The 18568-nt window shown below is 61.5% G+C and carries 10 protein-coding genes and 1 rRNA gene; 10 read left to right on the forward strand and 1 reads right to left on the reverse strand.

Annotation, left to right across the window (positions count from 1 at the left end):
* Positions 1-225: 225 nt before the first annotated feature.
* The 7 genes from rrf to HX873_RS27100 all read left to right on the forward strand — a co-directional run bounded on the left by rrf (position 226) and on the right by HX873_RS27100 (position 12163).
* Positions 226-341: ribosomal RNA gene (gene rrf / locus HX873_RS27070) — 5S ribosomal RNA — on the forward strand.
* A 158-nt stretch (positions 342-499) separates the two neighbouring features.
* On the forward strand, positions 500-3949 hold the full coding sequence (gene recC, locus HX873_RS27075) for an exodeoxyribonuclease V subunit gamma (RefSeq protein WP_177123474.1): 3450 nt from the start codon (positions 500-502) through the stop codon (positions 3947-3949).
* Entirely contained in the window at positions 3946-7623 is a 3678-nt protein-coding gene (recB, locus tag HX873_RS27080) for an exodeoxyribonuclease V subunit beta (protein ID WP_177123475.1), read from the forward strand. Before recC ends, recB begins: the two co-directional genes overlap by 4 nt.
* On the forward strand, positions 7620-9671 hold the full coding sequence (gene recD / locus HX873_RS27085) for an exodeoxyribonuclease V subunit alpha (RefSeq protein ID WP_177123476.1): 2052 nt from the start codon (positions 7620-7622) through the stop codon (positions 9669-9671). The genes recB and recD overlap by 4 nt, the downstream gene beginning before the upstream one ends.
* 161 nt (positions 9672-9832) lie before the next feature.
* Entirely contained in the window at positions 9833-10402 is a 570-nt protein-coding gene (locus HX873_RS27090) for a YfiR family protein (protein WP_032898591.1), read from the forward strand.
* Positions 10399-11667, forward strand: a complete 1269-nt coding sequence (locus HX873_RS27095) for a diguanylate cyclase domain-containing protein (RefSeq protein ID WP_102368026.1) — start codon at positions 10399-10401, stop codon at positions 11665-11667. Before HX873_RS27090 ends, HX873_RS27095 begins: the two co-directional genes overlap by 4 nt.
* Positions 11668-11671: 4 nt before the next feature.
* Positions 11672-12163 (forward strand): OmpA family protein, encoded by a 492-nt coding sequence (locus HX873_RS27100; RefSeq protein ID WP_003214188.1) that lies wholly within the window; start codon positions 11672-11674, stop codon positions 12161-12163.
* Between the two features lie 135 nt (positions 12164-12298).
* Here HX873_RS27100 and HX873_RS27105 read toward each other — a convergent pair whose 3' ends face one another.
* Positions 12299-13246: a LysR family transcriptional regulator gene (locus tag HX873_RS27105; protein WP_087694895.1), complete on the reverse strand. Its 948-nt coding sequence runs from the start codon at positions 13244-13246 to the stop codon at positions 12299-12301.
* Positions 13247-13496: 250 nt separating this feature from the next.
* Here HX873_RS27105 and HX873_RS27110 point away from each other — a divergent pair, with 250 nt between their 5' ends.
* The 3 genes from HX873_RS27110 to HX873_RS27120 form a co-directional block, all read left to right on the forward strand.
* Entirely contained in the window at positions 13497-15014 is a 1518-nt protein-coding gene (locus tag HX873_RS27110; protein WP_008430611.1) for a CoA-acylating methylmalonate-semialdehyde dehydrogenase, read from the forward strand.
* 14 nt (positions 15015-15028) lie between these two features.
* Complete coding sequence (gene mmsB / locus HX873_RS27115; RefSeq protein ID WP_003214181.1) at positions 15029-15916, forward strand: 3-hydroxyisobutyrate dehydrogenase; 888 nt, start codon at positions 15029-15031, stop codon at positions 15914-15916.
* 868 nt (positions 15917-16784) lie between these two features.
* Positions 16785-18568, forward strand: a 1784-nt coding sequence (locus tag HX873_RS27120) for an Ig-like domain-containing protein (protein ID WP_177123477.1), incomplete at its 3' end; no start/stop codon positions are given.

An 18568-nucleotide genomic window follows, 5' to 3' on the forward strand; every position in this document is an offset into this window, starting at 1 on the left:
TGATGGGTGGGGTGGGGATGGTAGGTGAGGATGAGAGCTAACCAATACTAATTGCCCGTGAGGCTTGACCATATAACACCCAAGCAATTTGCGTCGAAGAGACCAGATTGCGGTGTGTGAAGACGAAACGAACCGAAAGTTCGAGATCTTGCAAAACACCGAAAGCTATCACATACCCAATTTGCTGAAGCGAGGCCAACTGGCCACGACTCAGTACCCGAATTTCTTGACGACCATAGAGCATTGGAACCACCTGATCCCATCCCGAACTCAGCAGTGAAACGATGCATCGCCGATGGTAGTGTGGGGTTTCCCCATGTGAGAGTAGGTCATCGTCAAGATTAAATTCCAGAACCCCTGATTGCTTATGCAGTCAGGGGTTTTGTTTTGGGCGGTCGGAAAGTATGGCGAGCGTCTCCACGGTTCCTCACTTGCAGCCTACGATTGTCTTCAATGCTAAAGTCCATCCCTCGATTTTGCTTTTCCCAAGGAAGCCGTTATGCCGGATGCGACGTCCCTCAGTGCTGGATTCATGGTGGTTCACGGCAACCGCCTGGATGAACTGCGCAGCCTGGTTGTCAGCTGGATGCGCCGTTACCCGCTGGCTCCCCTGGAAAACGAAATCGCCCTGGTACAAAGCAACGGTATTGCCCAGTGGCTGAAACTGGCGCTGGCTGAAGACCCTGAAGACGACGACATGGGCGGTTGCGGCATCGCTGCCGCTATTGATGTGCAGCTTCCCGGCAGCTTTATGTGGCAGCTCTATCGCATGGTCCTGGGCAAAGACGAGATCCCGCCCAAATCCCTGCTGGATAAAGCCCCACTGACCTGGCGCCTCATGCGCCTGCTCCCCGAGCTGATCGATCAGCCCCATTTCGAACCCCTGCAACGCTTCCTGACCCACGATACGGATCTGCGCAAACGCTACCAACTCGCGGAACGCCTCGCCGACCTGTTCGACCAATACCAGGTTTACCGTGCCGACTGGCTGGAAGATTGGGCCGCCGGTCGCCATCAACTGCGCAATGGCCGTGGCGAATCCAAACCCTTGAGCCCGGCCAACTGCTGGCAAGCCGAACTGTGGCGCGCCCTGCTGTTGGACGTAGGAGAGGAGGGCATGGCTCAAAGTCGCGCCGGAGTTCACCAACGCTTTATCGAGCGCATCAATAGCCTGGAGCAGGCACCGATAGGCCTGCCCTCCCGCGTGATCGTGTTTGGCATTTCTTCCTTGCCAGCCCAAGCGCTGGAAGCCCTTGCCGGCCTCGCCCGTTTCAGCCAGGTGCTGCTGTGTGTGCACAACCCTTGTCGCCATCACTGGTCCGACATCGTCGCCGACAAAGACCTGCTCCGAAACGAATACAAGCGCCAGGCACGCAAGGCCGGAATGCCGGTCACCATCGACCCGCAAACCCTGCATCAGCACGCCCACCCGCTGCTCGCTGCCTGGGGTAAGCAAGGTCGCGACTACATCAACCTGTTGGACAGCTACGACGACCCCAACAGTTACCGCTCGGCATTCCGTGACGGTCGTATCGACCTGTTCAGCGAGAGCGAGCCCACCACCTTGCTCAACCAACTCCAGGACGACATCCTCGAACTGCGCCCCCTCAACGAAACCCGTGAACTCTGGCCAAGCGTCGACCTGGCGCGCGACACTTCCATTCGCTTCCACATCGCCCACAGTGCCCAACGCGAAGTTGAAGTTCTTCACGACCAGTTACTGCAGCGCTTCAGCGCCGACCCCACGCTGCGCCCACGGGACATCATCGTCATGGTCCCCGACGTCGACAGCTACGCGCCGCATATTCGCGCCGTATTCGGCCAGCTTGAAAGAAGCGACCTACGCTTCATTCCGTTCACGCTTACGGACCAGGGCCAGCGCGGCCGCGATCCGTTACTGATCGCCGTCGAGCACCTGCTCAAGCTCCCGGACAGCCGCTTTCCGGTCAGCGAAATCCTCGACCTGCTCGACGTCCCGGCACTGCGGGAACGCTTCGCCATCAAGGAACGCGACCTGCCGACCCTGCACCGCTGGATCGAAGGCGCCGGTATCCGTTGGGGCCTCAACGCCGAACAACGCGCCGGCCTCGGCTTGCCCCAGGAGCTGGAGCAAAACAGCTGGCGGTTCGGCCTACGTCGCATGCTCCTGGGCTACGCCGTTGGTACGGGCTCTGCCTGCGATGGCATCGAGCCGTACGATGAAATCGGCGGCCTCGATGCGGCCTTGATCGGCCCGCTAGTCGCACTGCTCGATGCGCTGCACGATGCCCACCAGGCACTTTCGCAACCTGCCGCGCCGACAGAGTGGGGCGAGCGCCTGCAGAACCTGATGCAGTTGTTCTTCCTCCCGAGCAACGAGCACGACGACTACCTGTTGGGTCAACTCGAGCAACTGAGAGAAACCTGGCTGGAGACCTGCGAGTCCGTCGGACTGCATGACGAATTACCCCTGACCGTAGTCCGCGAGGCCTGGTTGGCAGGCCTCGACCAAGGCCGACTGTCCCAGCGCTTCCTCGCGGGAGCTGTCAATTTTTGTACCTTGATGCCCATGCGCGCGATCCCATTCAAGCTGGTTTGCCTACTTGGCATGAACGATGGCGACTACCCACGCGCACAACCGCCGCTGGACTTTGACCTGATGGGCAGCGACTACCGCCCAGGCGATCGGTCACGTCGCGAAGACGACCGCTACCTGTTGCTCGAAGCCCTGCTCTCCGCCCGCGACCAGCTCTACATCAGTTGGGTCGGCCGCAGTATCCGCGACAACAGTGATCGCCCGGCATCGGTCCTGATCGGGCAGTTGCGCGACCACATTGCCAGCGGCTGGCACACCACCAGTGGCGAACCACTCCTGGAAGCCACCACCCAGGAACACCCGCTCCAGCCCTTCAGCGCCCGCTACTTCCATGAAGGTGACGAGCTGTTCAGCTACGCCCGCGAATGGCAGTTGCTCCACGCAACCCCGGACAGCCTGCCCGATACCGGCAGCCTCGCACCCTACACCCAGGAAGAACCGTTGAGCCTTGGCCAACTGCAAGACTTCCTGCGCAACCCGGTCAAACACTTTTTCAGCCAGCGCCTGAAAGTGTTTTTCGAAGCCGCCGAAGTCCCGCTGGAAGATGAAGAACCCTTCGTCCTCGATGCACTGCAGCGCTATAACCTGAGCGACAGTTTGCTCACGGCGGCACTCACCCGCCCCGACAACCTCGACGAAGCCCTCAACGCCCAGGCCCTGCGTCTGCAAGGCAGTGGCTTGTTGCCGATGGTTGGTTTCGGCGAATGCCTGCGCAAAGAACTGATCGAGCCTCTGCCCGACCTGTTGCAGCGTTACCAGCAACTCCTGGCACTCTGGCCCACTGCGCACACCAGCGCCGAACCGATCAGTTTTGAGCATCAAGGCATCCAGCTGGAAGGTTGGATCAGTGGCCTGCATCAACGCAGCGATGGCGGCTTTCTAAGCGTCACCGCCATCCCCAACAGCATCGGCTCGATCAAGACCCGTAAGTGGCATCGCCTGATTCGCCCATGGGTCAACCACCTGGTGGCCTGTGCCTGCGGCCTTCCGTTAAGTACCGGCCTGGTCGCCAGCGACGACACACTGCTATTGGCCCCACTTGAGCAAGCCACAGCCCGGGAGCTCCTCGGCAACCTGCTGCTCGCCTGGAAAACCGGCATGAGCGAACCACTGCCGGTCGCCGTTAAAACCGCATTCGCCTGGCTCGGTCAAACCGACCCGGCCAAAGCGCAAGCCGCCGCCAGCAAAGCCTACGAAGGCGACGGCCAAACCAGCGACGGCGAGCGCCGTGAAAGCCCTGCGCTCATCCGACAGTTCCCCGACTACGCCGCCTTGATGGCTAGCGAAGAGTTCGAAGGCTGGTGCGAAACCCTCTATCGGCCGTTGATCAACGCCCCCTGGCGATCACTCACCAGCGCGGAGGCCAGCGCATGAGCGATACAAAACCCCTGGCCCTGGCCTTCCCGCTCAAGGGTAGCCAACTGATCGAAGCCAGTGCCGGCACAGGCAAGACATTTACCATCTCGGCGCTCTACCTGCGTCTGGTACTCGGCCACGGAGGTGACGAATCGGGTTTCGGCCGCGAGTTGCTGCCGCCGCAAATTCTCGTCGTGACCTTCACTGATGCCGCCACCAAAGAGCTGCGTGAACGCATCCGAATCCGCCTGGCAGAAGCCGCGCGTTTTTTCCGCGAAGAAATCGAAGAACCCGACGCGTTGATCGCCGAACTGCGCGACCAATACAGCCCCGAACAATGGCCCGGCTGTGCCAATCGCCTGGACATCGCCGCCCAGTGGATGGATGAAGCCGCCGTCTCGACCATTCACAGCTGGTGCCAGCGCATGCTGCGCGAGCACGCCTTCGACAGCGGGAGCCTGTTCACCCAGACCCTGGAGACCGACCACAGCGACCTGCTCGGCGAAGTGCTGCGCGACTACTGGCGGCTGTTCTGCTACCCGATGCACGACGATGCGCTGAACTGGGTGCGCAACAATTGGGGCGGCCCGGCGGCCCTGATGCCACGGGTACGCGCGCTGTTCGGCAGCGAGCGGCCCACGGATGAAACGCGCGACCCCGCCGAGCTGATCAACGAATGCCTGCAAGAGCGCCGCCAAGCACTCGTCGCGCTCAAGGCACCCTGGCAACAATGGGCAGAAGAATTGCGCAACATTTGCCTGCAGGCCGTCGCCGCCAAAGCCGTCGATGGTCGCAAGATGCAAGCCCGTTACTTCGAACCCTGGTTCGAAAAAATCAGCGCCTGGGCAGCTGACGAGTCTCTCGAACAACTGGACATCGGCACCGGTTTCACCCGCCTGACCCCCGACGGCATGGCCGAAGCCTGGAAAGGCGAACCACCACGCCATCCGGGTATCGACGCCATGGCCAATCTCAAGGCCAGCCTCGACGCCCTGCCAACGCCCGATGCTGCTGTGCTGCAACACGCCGCCGGCTGGGTGGGGAAACGCTTCGAAGAAGAAAAGCGCCGGCGCGCCGAAATGGGCTTCGACGACATGCTGATCCGCCTCAACGCCGCCCTGCAAGCCGACGGCGGCGAGCGTTTGGCCAGCGTGATCCGCGAGCAATTCCCGGTCGCCCTGATCGACGAATTCCAGGACACCGACCCGGTGCAATACAGCATCTTCGACAGCATCTACCGCATCGAAGAAAACCACCTCGACAGCGGCCTGTTCCTGATCGGCGACCCAAAGCAGGCGATCTACGCCTTCCGTGGCGCCGACATCTACACCTACCTGCGCGCGCGCCAGTCCACCACCGGCCGCCATCACACCCTGGGCACCAACTTCCGTTCGAGCCACGCCATGGTCGAGGCGGTAAACCACGTATTCCAGCGCGCAGAAAAAGGCCGTGGAGCGTTCCTGTTCCGTGAACCAGACGGTACGAATCCAGTGCCGTTCCAGTCGGTATTGTCCCAAGGCCGTAAGGAACAACTGCAGGTCAACGGTCAGACGTTGCCTGCGCTGAATCTCTGGCATCTACCCACCGACCAGCCGATCTCCGGCGTGCTCTACCGCCAACAGTTGGCCGCGTCCTGTGCCAGTCAAATCGTCGCGTTACTCAATGGCGGCCAGCAGGGAACTGCCGGATTCCTCGGCAAAGACGCTAGCTTCAAAGGCGTGCTGCCGTCAGACATCGCCATCCTCGTGCGTGACGGCAAGGAAGCCCAGGCCGTGCGCGGTGAACTGGCTGCCCGTGGCGTGCGCAGCGTTTACCTCTCCGATAAGGATTCCGTGTTCGCCGCCCAGGAAGCCCACGACCTGCTGGCCTGGCTCAAGGCCTGTGCCGAGCCGGACGTCGAGCGCCCACTGCGCGCCGCCCTGGCTTGCGTCACCTTGAACCTGTCGCTGCCCGAACTGGAGCGTCTGAACCAGGACGAACTGGCGTGGGAACAACGCGTAATGCAGTTCCGCGATTACCGTACGATCTGGCGCACCCAAGGCGTGCTGCCGATGCTGCGGCGCCTGTTGCACGACTTCAAATTGCCGCAAACCCTGATCACCCGCAGCGATGGCGAGCGGGTATTGACCAACCTGTTGCACCTCTCGGAATTGCTGCAACAGGCGGCCGCAGAGCTGGACGGTGAACAAGCGCTGATTCGCCATCTGGCCGAACATCTCGCGCTTTCCGGCCAGGCCGGTGAAGAGCAGATCCTGCGCCTGGAAAGTGATGAACAGCTGGTCAAAGTGGTAACGATCCACAAATCCAAGGGGCTGGAATACGACCTGGTTTTCCTGCCGTTCATTTGCTCGGCAAAACCGGTGGATGGCAGCCGCCTGCCGTTGCATTACCACGACGCAAACGGCAAATCCCAGGTCAGCCTCAGGCCCACCGCCGAGTTGATCGCCCAAGCCGACGATGAGCGCCTGGCCGAAGACTTGCGTCTGTTTTACGTGGCGCTGACCCGCGCCAAACACGCCTGCTGGCTGGGCATCGCCGACCTCAAGCGTGGCAATAACAACAGCTCGGTGCTGCACCTGTCGGCCCTGGGCTACTTGCTCGGCGGCGGCGCTTCACTTGGCGAGTCCGGCGGCCTGGCCCGCTGGTTGCTTGACCTGCAGGAAGGTTGCCCGGCACTGCATTACGCAGAAATGCCCGAGGCCGATGCGGTCGTATTCCACCCGCCGCGTAACGAAGCCACCTTGCTCGCGCCGCTGCTGCCCAAGCGCAAGGCGGCAGAAAACTGGTGGATCGCTTCCTACAGTGCGCTGCGTATCGGCGAGAGCATGAGTGCGGCGAGCCTCGAAGCGCCGGAAAGCCCACAAGCGCAGAAGCTGTTCGATGACGAACGCCTCGACCCGGATGCCCCACGCGAAGTGCCGGCTTCCGGTGGCGATATTCACCGTTTCCCACGCGGGCCGAATCCCGGCACTTTCCTCCATGGCCTGCTGGAATGGGCGGGCGGCGAAGGCTTCAATGTTACCCCGGAGGCTATCGAAGATGCGGTCGCCCGCCGCTGCAACCGACGCGGCTGGGAAGGCTGGATCGGCACACTCGGCGGTTGGCTCGGGCATCTGTTGCAAGCCCGGTTGCCGCTGGGCAACGGGCAGGTGGCCCTTAGCGAGTTGCGGCAGTACCAGATCGAAATGGAGTTCTGGTTTGCCAGCCACAAAGTCGACGTCCTCGCACTCGACAAACTGGTGTGCCAGCACACTCACAATGGCGTATCCCGCGTGGCCGCCGAACCGGTGCTGCTCAATGGCATGTTCAAGGGTTTTATCGACCTGACCTTTGAGCACGAAGGCCGCTACTACGTGGCCGACTACAAATCCAATTGGCTTGGTCCCGATGATTCGGCCTACACGCAGCAGGCCATGGAACTGTCGATCCTCGACCATCGTTACGACCTGCAATACGTACTTTACCTGCTGGCCCTGCATCGCCAGCTGAAGGCGCGGCTGCCGGATTACGACTACGACCGTCACGTCGGCGGCGCGTTATACCTGTTCCTGCGGGGCACCCATTCCGCGAGCCAGGGCGCGTATTTCACCCGACCACCCCGGGAATTGATCGAAAGCCTGGACCTGCTGTTCCAGGGCAAACCGCTGCCACCCAAGGCCGAGCCCGCCTGGGAACAAGGAGAGCTGCTATGAGCCTGTCGCCGTTACCGCTTGAGGAGCTGACGCCCCTCAGCCGCGCCGCCGACCTGGTGCAACTGCTCGATCTCTGGGTGCAGCGCGGCTGGTTGCGCGCGCTGGACAAGGCCTTTGTCGGCTTCCTCCACGAACTCGATCCGCAGGCTGATCCTTTAGTCCTGCTGGCCGCGGCCCTGACCAGCCACCAACTGGGCCATGGCCATGTATGCCTGGACCTGTTCGAAACCCTCAAGGCCCCGGATTTCGCTCTGTCGCTGCCACCCGAAGGCGATGTGCAAACCGGCGTCATGCTGCTGCCATCACAGTTGCTCGACGGCCTGGACGGCGCCCATTGGTGCCATGCCCTGGCCGCCAGCCGTCTGGTGGCACTGGCCGTCGACGGCAGCGAGGAGGCGCAAAGCCGGCCACTGGTGCTGTCGGGCAAACGCCTGTACTTGCGCCGCTACTGGACCTACGAACGGCGTATCGACAGCGCTTTGCGCCTGCGACTCGCCACCCGGGAAAGCGTTGCCGCCGATCTGCCCGAACGCCTGAATCGCCTGTTCGACCAGGCCCCGCCAGACGGTGTTGTCGACTGGCAAAAACTCGCCTGCGCCTTGGCCACCCGCGGTGCATTCAGCATCGTCACCGGCGGGCCGGGTACCGGCAAGACCACCACGGTGGTGCGTTTGCTTGCGCTGTTGCAGGCCCCCGCCGTGGAAGCGGGCAGCGCGTTGCGCATCCGTCTGGCGGCGCCCACCGGAAAGGCGGCCGCGCGCTTGACCGAGTCCATCAGCCAGCAAGTGCTGTCGCTGAAAGTGCCTGATGCGGTGAAGGAAAAAATCCCGACCCAGGTCACCACCGTTCACCGTTTGCTCGGCAGCCGTCCCGGCACCCGGCACTTCCGGCATCACATCGGCAATCCGTTGCCCCTGGATGTGCTGGTAGTGGACGAAGCCTCGATGATCGACCTGGAAATGATGGCCAACCTGCTGGACGCCTTGCCACCCCATGCTCGCCTGGTGCTGCTGGGTGACAAGGACCAGTTGGCCTCGGTTGAAGCCGGGGCGGTGCTGGGGGATTTGTGCCGCGACGCCGAAGCCGGTTTCTACAGCCCGCAAACCCGCCATTGGCTGCAACAGGTCAGCGGCGAAGACCTCGGCGCCAGCGGCCTGCAGGAAGACCTCGACGGTAGCCACCCCTTGGCGCAACAAGTGGTGATGCTGCGTTACTCGCGGCGTTTCGGCGAAGGCAGCGGCATTGGCCAACTGGCCCGCTGGGTCAACCAGCAAAACCCTGAGCAGGCCCGCAAACTGCTGGCTGCCCGCAGCCATGCCGACCTGTTTTGCGTCAGCCTCAAGGGCGAGCACGACCATGCCCTGGAGCGCCTGGTGCTGGACGGCCATGGCGACGGTGCCCACGGTTATCGCCATTACCTGAAACTGCTGCAGACCGCGCGTCCGTCCCTGGAGACGCCACGGGATGACGAGGCCTGGACTCTGTGGGCGCAGAAGCTGTTGAAAGCCTTCGACGCCTTCCAGCTGCTCTGCGCCGTACGCAAGGGCCCATGGGGCGTGGAGGGCCTGAACCTGCGCATCACCGCCGCGCTGCTCAAGGCCCGGCTGATCGACAGCGACCAGCAATGGTACGAAGGACGCCCGGTGTTGATGACTCGCAACGATTACGGCCTGGGCCTGATGAACGGCGATATCGGTATCGCCCTCAAGCTGCCCGAAAGCGACGGCGGGCCGCAGGTTCTGCGCGTCGCGTTCCCGCGCAACGATGGCCAGGGCGGCGTACGGTTTGTGTTGCCCAGCCGGCTCAACGACGTCGAAACTGTCTACGCGATGACGGTGCATAAATCTCAGGGCTCTGAATTCACCCACACCGCACTGATTTTGCCGGACGCCTTGAACCCGGTGCTTACCAAAGAGCTGATCTACACCGGCATCACCCGCGCCAAGGACTGGTTCAGCCTGATCGAACCCCGGGGTGGCGTATTCGAAGAGGCGGTGAGCCGCAAGGTGAAACGCTTGAGTGGGCTGATGCTGGAACTGGGCACTTGATCGTCAAAGAAGCTGACCGATGGGACATCTAAATTTTCTGATCCAAATGTGTGATTTTTCTTAATAAAATGTCGGAATCCTCCTGGGTGTCACCTCGGGGGTTTTCCGCCGTTGTGCTATCGTTGCGGCATCATCCCGAGAAGATCAAAGAGAATCGCTGCATGAACGTGGCTGTCTCGCCCACAGAGCGAAGTTTGAGCTGGAGACGAATGCTGCTGTTGGCGCTTCTGTGCGTGTTCACGCCCCTCGTTTTTGCCCAGCCGCCTGCCGGCATGGCCGATCAGCGGGCCAAGGCCGTCACCCAAGTGGTCCTGGGTATCCTCAGTTACGCCCGCTGGCCGGTAGAGCCCGCGCAATTGCGTTTGTGCATCGTCGGGCCAACCCAATACACCGATGACCTGGTCAAAGGCACCACCCAGGCTACCGGCCGTCCGGTAGTGGTGCAGCGTTTGCTGGCCGACCATCCAGACATCGCCAATGCCTGCGATGCCGTGTACATCGGCCAATTGACCAGCGACGAGCGCAGCCGCCTGTTCGCGGCATTGATCGGCCATCCGGTGCTCAGCATCAGCGAAGGCGGCGACCAATGCACCGTGGGCAGCCTGTTCTGCCTGCGGGTAGCCGACGAACAGGTGTCGTTCGAGGTCAACCTGGATTCCGTTGCCCGTAGCGGTGTGCGCATTCATCCGAGTGTGCTGCAACTGTCCCGACGTCGAGCGCCGGGGTCATGAGTGTCGATAAGGCGCCAGTGCGTCCTACCTTGCGTTCAGTGATCGGGCGCGGGCACCTGAGCCTGGCGCTGATGGCCGTCAGCATGGCCAGTATCTCCCTGACCCTGCTCGGCGTGCTCGCGCTGCGGGTGTATGCCGACCACAATCTGCACCTGATCGCCCGCTCCATCAACTACACCGTGGAAGCGGCCGTGGTGTTCAACGACAGCGCGGCGGCCACCGAGGCGTTGGGCGTGATCGCCTCGGAGGAAGAAGTGGCCGAGGCGGAAGTCTTCAACGTCGACGGCAAGCAACTGGCCCACTGGGAGCGCCCTGAAACCGGGATGCTGTCGATGATTGAGCTGCAGTTGGCGCATGCCCTGCTCGAACAGCCCATCACCCAGCCGATCCTGCACCAGGGCCAGGTCATCGGCAGCGTGCACCTGACCGGCCACGGCGGCAGCCTGTTGCGCTTCCTGCTCAGCGGCCTTGCCGGGATTCTGGTGTGCACCGCCCTCAGCGCCTGGGTTGCACTGTACCTGGCGCGGCGTTTGTTACGCGGCATCACCGGACCGTTGCACAGCCTGGCCTCGGTGGCCCACGCCGCCCGAAGCGAGCGGGCCTTTGACCGACGCGTACCGCCGGCGAAAATCGCCGAACTCGACAGCCTGGGCAATGACTTCAATGCCCTGCTCGACGAACTGGAGGCCTGGCAGACCCACCTGCAAAGCGAAAACGAAACCCTCGCCCACCAGGCCAGCCACGACAGCCTGACCGGGCTGCCCAACCGTGCGTTCTTCGAAGGTCGGCTGATCCGCGCCCTGCGCAGCGCCGCCAAGCTCAACGAGAAAGTGGCGGTCTTGTTCCTCGACAGCGACCGCTTTAAAGACATCAACGACAACTTCGGCCACGCCGCCGGCGATGCGGTATTGGTGGCAGTGGCTAAGCGCATTCGTGCGCAACTGCGTGAAGACGACCTGGTGGCACGCCTGGGCGGCGATGAATTCGCCATCTTGCTGTCGCCTCTGCACCGACTTGAGGACGCCCAGCGCATTGCCGAAAAAATCATCGCCAGCATGGACGCGCCCATTGCGCTGCCCGGCGACGCCCACGTATTGACCTCACTCAGTATCGGCATCGCCGTCTACCCTGATCATGGCGCCACCCCCGGTAACCTGCTCAACGCCGCCGACGCGGCGATGTACCAGGCCAAACGGCTTTCCCAGGGTGGCCAGCAAACGGCGGAATCGGAGTCCCCCGCCGCCGACGTTCAACACAGGAGTTGATCCCTTGTTCTCGACCGCACGCTTTTTATTCATCACCTTGCTCGTGGCTCTGCTCGCCCTGAGCGGCTGCCAGACCCCGCCGCCCAAAGGCCTGACACCGGCGCAAATCGCCGTGCTCAAACAGCAGGGTTTTGAACTGACTGACGAAGGCTGGGCCTTCGGCCTCTCGGGCAAGGTGCTGTTTGGCAGCGACGTCGAAAGTCTGAATGCCCCCAGCACCGAGATCGTCCAGCGCATCGGCAAGGCGCTGCTGGGCGTGGGCATTGAGCGCGTGCGGGTCGACGGCCACACCGACGCCTCGGGCAAGGAAACCTACAACCAGCAACTGTCCCTGCGCCGAGCCAAAAGCGTCGCGCACGTGTTGGCAGGCGTTGGGATGAAAGAAGAAAACGTACAACTGCGCGGGCTGGGCAGCAGCGAGCCGGTGGCGTCCAACGCGACAGCGGCCGGGCGCACCGAGAATCGCCGGGTGTCGATTGTGGTGATTGCGGACTAGTCTGGCTTTCGGGCAGTTCGAGTTGGAATGCAATCAATGTGGGAGCCGGGCTTGCCCGCGATGGCGGTGGATCAGTTGATGTATTGGGTGACTGACACACTGCTATCGCGGGCAAGCCCGGCTCCCACATTTTATTTAATCGGCAAACACCATCTCCCGCGTTTCCCCCATCAACAACGGCTGATTCTGCTCCGTCACCTCACGGATGTAATCCCACAGCAGGGTGATCCGTTTCAACTTCCTCAAGTCCTCGCGGCAGTACATCCAGAACTGCCGCGTAATGTTTATCTCCTTCGAAAGCACCGGCAGCAATCGCGGGTCCTGTGCCGCCAAAAAGCACGGCAGGATCGCCAGCGAGCGCCCTTGCTGCGCCGCCACGTACTGCGCAATCACGCTGGTGCTGCGCAAACTGGCGCTGGCGCCGGGCACTACATTGGCCAGGTACAGCAGCTCTGAACTGAACGCTAAATCATCCACGTAGCTGATAAACGGATGCTCGGCCAGGTCCGCCGCCCGGCGGATGGGCGGGTGCTGGTCCAGGTATTCCTGCGTCGCGTACAGCTGCAGCTTGTAGTCGCACAGCTTGCAGCACACGTACGGCCCATGCTCCGGCCGTTCCAGGGCGATGACGATATCCGCCTCGCGCTTGGACAGGCTGATGAAGTGGGGCAGGGGCAGGATGTCCACCGAGATCGCCGGGTAGGTGTCGACGAAGTGGCTCAGTTGCGGGGTGACGAAGAAGCTGCCGAACCCTTCGGTGCAGCCCATGCGCACGTGGCCGGACAGCGCCACGCCGGACCCGGAAACCTGTTCGCAGGCCATGTGCAACGTGCTTTCGATGGACTCGGCGTAGCCCAGCAGGCGCTGGCCTTCGGTGGTCAATACGAAGCCGTTGGTCCGGGACTTTTCAAACAGGAGAGTGCCCAACGATCCTTCAAGGGAGCTGATGCGCCGCGACACCGTGGTGTAGTCCACGGCCAGGCGCTTGGCAGCGACGCTGGCCTTGCGGGTACGCGCGACTTCGAGGAAAAACTTCAGGTCATCCCAGTTCAGGGAGCCCAGTGACGTGATGTTTTTTTGCATATTGGACCGGCTTTTATGTGCGTTCTTATTAGAAGTTTGCACATCTATACTCCAAAAACAGTCCGAACGCCTCATGTGTAGGAGCGAGCTTGCTCGCGAAGGGCGTTAAAGATAACGCGGCGAGCCTGAATGAATGCGGCGCTCTCCGGTTCTTCGCGAGCAAGCTTGCTCCTACAAAAGTCCGAACGCCTCATCCTCAAGGCGATTCAACGCCTTGGTTCTCTGCATACCTACAAGAATTGGAGACCACATGAACGCATCTGCCGATATTTCCGTAAAACAGGTCAAGCTGCTGATCAACGGCGAGTGGGTCGAATCCAGGACCACCGAATGGCAAGACATCGTCAACCCCGCTACCCAGCAAGTGCTGGCCCGCGTACCGTTTTCCACCCCTGAAGAAGTCAACGCTGCCATCGACGCCGCCCATCGCGCCTTCCAGACCTGGAAGCTGACGCCGATCGGCGCGCGCATGCGCATCATGCTCAAGCTGCAAGCCTTGATCCGCGAGCACTCCAAGCGCATCGCCGTGGTCCTGAGTGCCGAGCAGGGCAAGACCATTGCCGACGCTGAAGGCGACATCTTCCGTGGCCTGGAAGTGGTCGAGCACGCGTGCTCCATCGGCACCCTGCAGATGGGCGAATTCGCTGAAAACGTCGCCGGCGGTGTGGATACCTACACCCTGCGCCAGCCGATCGGCGTGTGCGCCGGCATCACCCCGTTCAACTTCCCGGCGATGATTCCGCTGTGGATGTTCCCGATGGCCATTGCCTGCGGTAACACGTTCGTACTCAAGCCATCGGAACAGGACCCGCTGTCGACCCTGCTGCTGGTTGAACTGGCGCTGGAAGCCGGGGTGCCAGCCGGCGTGCTGAACGTGGTTCACGGCGGCAAGGACGTGGTGGATGCGCTGTGCACCCACAAAGATATCAAGGCCGTGTCCTTCGTCGGTTCGACCGCCGTGGGGACTCACGTCTACGACCTCGCCGGTAAACACGGCAAGCGCGTGCAATCCATGATGGGCGCCAAGAACCACGCCGTGGTGCTGCCGGATGCCAATCGCGAACAAACCCTGAACGCCCTGGTCGGCGCCGGTTTCGGTGCGGCGGGTCAGCGTTGCATGGCAACTTCCGTGGTGGTGCTGGTAGGCGCGGCCAAGCAATGGCTGCCGGACCTCAAGGCCCTGGCGCAAAAGCTCAAGGTGAACGCCGGCAGCGAAGCCGGTACCGATGTGGGTCCGGTAATCTCCAAGCGCGCCAAGGCACGCATTCTCGACCTGATCGAAAGCGGCGTAAAAGAAGGTGCCAAGCTGGAGCTGGATGGCCGCGGCATCAAGGTGCCGGGTTTCGAGGACGGTAACTTCGTCGGCCCAACTCTGTTCTCCGGCGTGACCACCGACATGCAGATCTACACCCAGGAAATCTTCGGCCCGGTACTGGTGGTGCTGGAAGTCGACACCCTCGACCAAGCCATCGCCCTGGTCAACGCCAACCCGTTCGGCAACGGCACCGGCCTGTTCACCCAGAGCGGCGCGGCAGCGCGTAAATTCCAGAGCGAAATCGATGTGGGCCAGGTCGGCATCAACATCCCGATCCCCGTGCCGGTTCCGTTCTTCAGCTTCACCGGTTCCCGTGGTTCGAAACTCGGCGACCTGGGCCCGTACGGCAAGCAAGTGGTGCAGTTCTACACCCAGACCAAAACCGTCACCAGCCGCTGGTTCGACGACGACAGCGTCAACGATGGCGTCAACACCACCATCAACCTGCGCTGATCGAGGAGACGACCATGAAGATTGCATTTATCGGCCTGGGCAACATGGGCGCGCCGATGGCGCGCAACCTGATCAAGGCTGGCCATGCGCTGAACCTGTTCGACCTGAACCAGACCGTGCTCAAGGAACTGGCGGAACTGGGCGGCACCATCAGCGCTTCACCGCGCGCGGCAGCCGAAGGCGCCGAGTTGGTGGTGACCATGCTCCCGGCTGCGGCCCATGTGCGCAGTGTGTGGCTCGGTGAAGACGGCGTGCTCGCCGGCATCGGCAAAGGCGTGCCGGCGGTGGATTGCAGCACCATCGACCCGCAGACCGCCCGCGATGTAGCGGCGGCGGCAGCGAAACAAGGCGTGGTGATGGCGGATGCTCCAGTGTCCGGCGGCACCGGCGGTGCCCAGGCCGGGACGTTGACCTTCATGGTCGGCGCCACCCCGGAACTGTTCGCCACCCTGCAACCGGTGCTGGCGCAGATGGGCCGCAACATCGTCCATTGCGGCGAAGTCGGCACCGGGCAAATCGCCAAGATCTGCAACAACCTGCTGCTGGGTATCACCATGGTCGGCGTCAGCGAAGCCATGGCCCTGGGCGATGCGCTGGGCATCGACACCCAAGTGTTGGCGGGAATCATCAACAGCTCCACCGGGCGCTGCTGGAGTTCGGACACCTACAACCCATGGCCCGGGATTATCGAGACGGCGCCGTCGTCCCGGGGTTATACCGGTGGGTTTGGTGCAGAACTGATGCTCAAGGATCTGGGACTGGCCACTGAAGCGGCCCGCCAGGCACACCAGCCGGTGATCCTCGGCGCAGTGGCGCAGCAGTTGTATCAATCGATGAGCCAACGTGGGGAAGGGGGCAAGGACTTCTCGGCGATCATCAACAGCTATCGAAAACCAAAGTAGGGCGATTGTCCTTCTTCACTGTGGGCCCCTGATTTTTACTGCATAGACCTTCCAGCACCAGCTTACTACTGGTGCTTTTTTTTGACCTGAATAAACCCCTTCGCGACGTTTGTGGGAGGGCGGTATTACTTATCGACTAATGCCTAGGGATAAGGTTTTTTTGCATTGTTATAGTTGTGAAATAAACTTTTACAAGTTTCAGGTGTGACGCTGAAATATCATGTTTTTGATCATGGGTTATTCATTTGGTGAGTGTCCATGGGGCGCTCGATTATCATGCCGTTATAATTGATTTCTCGGTTATGTGTGTTCGGTTTGTCGTGGCTTCCCTCATTAAACACCCATGTTTATTGCGTGTTTACATTTCTCTTTGATGTTGACTACTGCCTCGCTAGTATCGGTTTTGCGAGCGTTGTCATGGTTGCTGCGTCTCGATAACTTCCGCCGAAGCGTTGTACTTTCAAAGTTGTGCAGGTGTGTCAGAGATGGCTAGCGAATGGATGCGTACATCGGGTTTCCCTGGGCTATCGGCCTTATCGAACGAGGCCGCCCTGGAACTTGAAAAAGCCCGCATCCTGGCCCGTCACCTCTCCCGGTTGCTCGACCTCTGGGCTGCGATGCAGTCCAGCCCAAGGCCCGGGCAGGCTTATTCTGACGCCAAGGATGTGCCACCTCATTCGGTGTCAGCGTGTTGCAAGCGCACGCGTGTGGGTCTGCAATGTCGTGAAGAAACCGGCGTCGGTTGATCGCTGTAAATCCTGACCAGTCCTATATAAACGCAAAAAGAGTTTCGTGCTCGGCGGTAACTACCGTCGTGGGCATTCGCTCGCGCTGAAATACGTGTGTCCATATAAAAAACGGGTGAGAGATGAAAAACATAACTATTGTCGACAAGGCAACGGGGACGGCGACAGAGCATGCCTTTGGCAACGCCAGCCTCAAGGGAACCAGCATTGTAAAACTGCCGTTCGGACAAGAAAGCGTTCAATCGTTTCAACAGTCCGGCCAAAACCTGGTGGTCACTCTGAAGTCTGGAGAAACCATCACCATTCAGAACTTTTTTGTGGTGGGAGCCGACGGCTCCGCTAACCAACTGGTACTGGAAAATGCCGACGGAACATTGTTGCTCGGCAACTATTCCACGCCGTATTCGGGTTTCAACTTCACCGAAATCTCGACCCTGGACGACCTGGGTGTGGCAGCCATTGCCGCTGACAGTGCGGTGCCGGACTGGGTGCTGTGGGGCTTGGGCATCCTCGCCGTCGGCGGTACCGCCGCGGCATTGAGCGGTGGTGGCGGTGGTGGTGGCCATCATCAAACGCCAGTTCCTGCACCCGGTGCTGCGACCGGTTTGTCGGTCAACAGCGCGGGCACGGTGGTCAGCGGTAAAGGTCAGCCTGGCACCACAGTCACCGTCAAGGATGCCGCCGGTAACGTACTGGGCACAGGCACTGTGGGTACCGACGGCAACTTCCAGGTCAACCTGGACAAGCCGCAAACCAATGGCGAAACCCTGCAAGTCGTCCTCAAGGATGCCGCGGGTCAGGAATCGCAACCTGCGTCTGTGGTAGCGGGTGATACAACCGCCCCCGCCGCACCGAACGGTTTGGCCGTCAGTGCAGACGGTACAACCGTCAGCGGTAAGGGCGAGCCTAACTCGACCGTGATCATCAAGGATGCCAATGGCGAGGTCCTCGGCACCGGCACCGTGGATGCTGAAGGCAACTTCCAGGTCACCCTGGGAACTGCGCAAACCAATGGCGAAACCCTGCAAGTCACCCTCAAGGATGCTGCCGGCAATGAGTCGTCCGCCAGCCCCGTGGTGGCTGGCGACAGCACCGCCCCGGATGCGCCGACCAACCTGGTGATCAGTGCCGATGGCGCAACTGTCAGCGGTAAAGGTGAACCGAACGCTGCCGTGAGCATCAAGGATGCCAGCGGCAACGTGATCGGTACGGGCACCGTCGGCGCGGATGGCAATTTCCAGGTTTCGCTCGACACACCCGCGCCCGAGGGCGAAAGCCTGGCGATCACGCTCAAAGACGCTGCCGGCAATGAGTCGGCTCCGGGTGCGCTGGTTGTCGCCGATATTGAGACACCGCTTGCGCCGCGCAACCTGGCAATCAGTGACGTGGGTGACACGCTCAGCGGTGAAGGCGCCGCGGCCCACAAAGTCATCGTCCTCAACGATGCTGGTGAAGTGGTCGGCAGCGGAACAGTGGCAGATGACGGCACATTCCTGGTGCAACTGAACTCGCTGCACATCAATGGCGAGCGGCTACGCGTGTTCCTGCGCAACTTCTCGGGCAAGGAATCCCTGCCAGGCATCGTCATCGCGGGGGACACCATCGCCCCGGATGCCCCAACAAACCTGGTGGTTGGCGAAGATGGCAGCACCGTCACCGGCAAGGGCGAACCGCGCGCGACCGTTACCGTGAAAGACGCCGATGGCAACGTGATCGGCACTGGCACGGTCGGCGACGACGGTAATTTTCAAGTCACCCTGGATCCGCTTCAGGTTAACGGCGAAACACTGGCTGTCACATTGACCGATGCAGCAGGCAACGAGTCTGTTCCGGCTTCTGTGATCGCTGTTGATATTGATGATACGGACGCTGATGCCGACGCGGATGCTGATGCCGATGCCGATGC

Source organism: Pseudomonas sp. P7758 (assembly GCF_013386485.1).
Lineage (GTDB): Bacteria > Pseudomonadota > Gammaproteobacteria > Pseudomonadales > Pseudomonadaceae > Aquipseudomonas.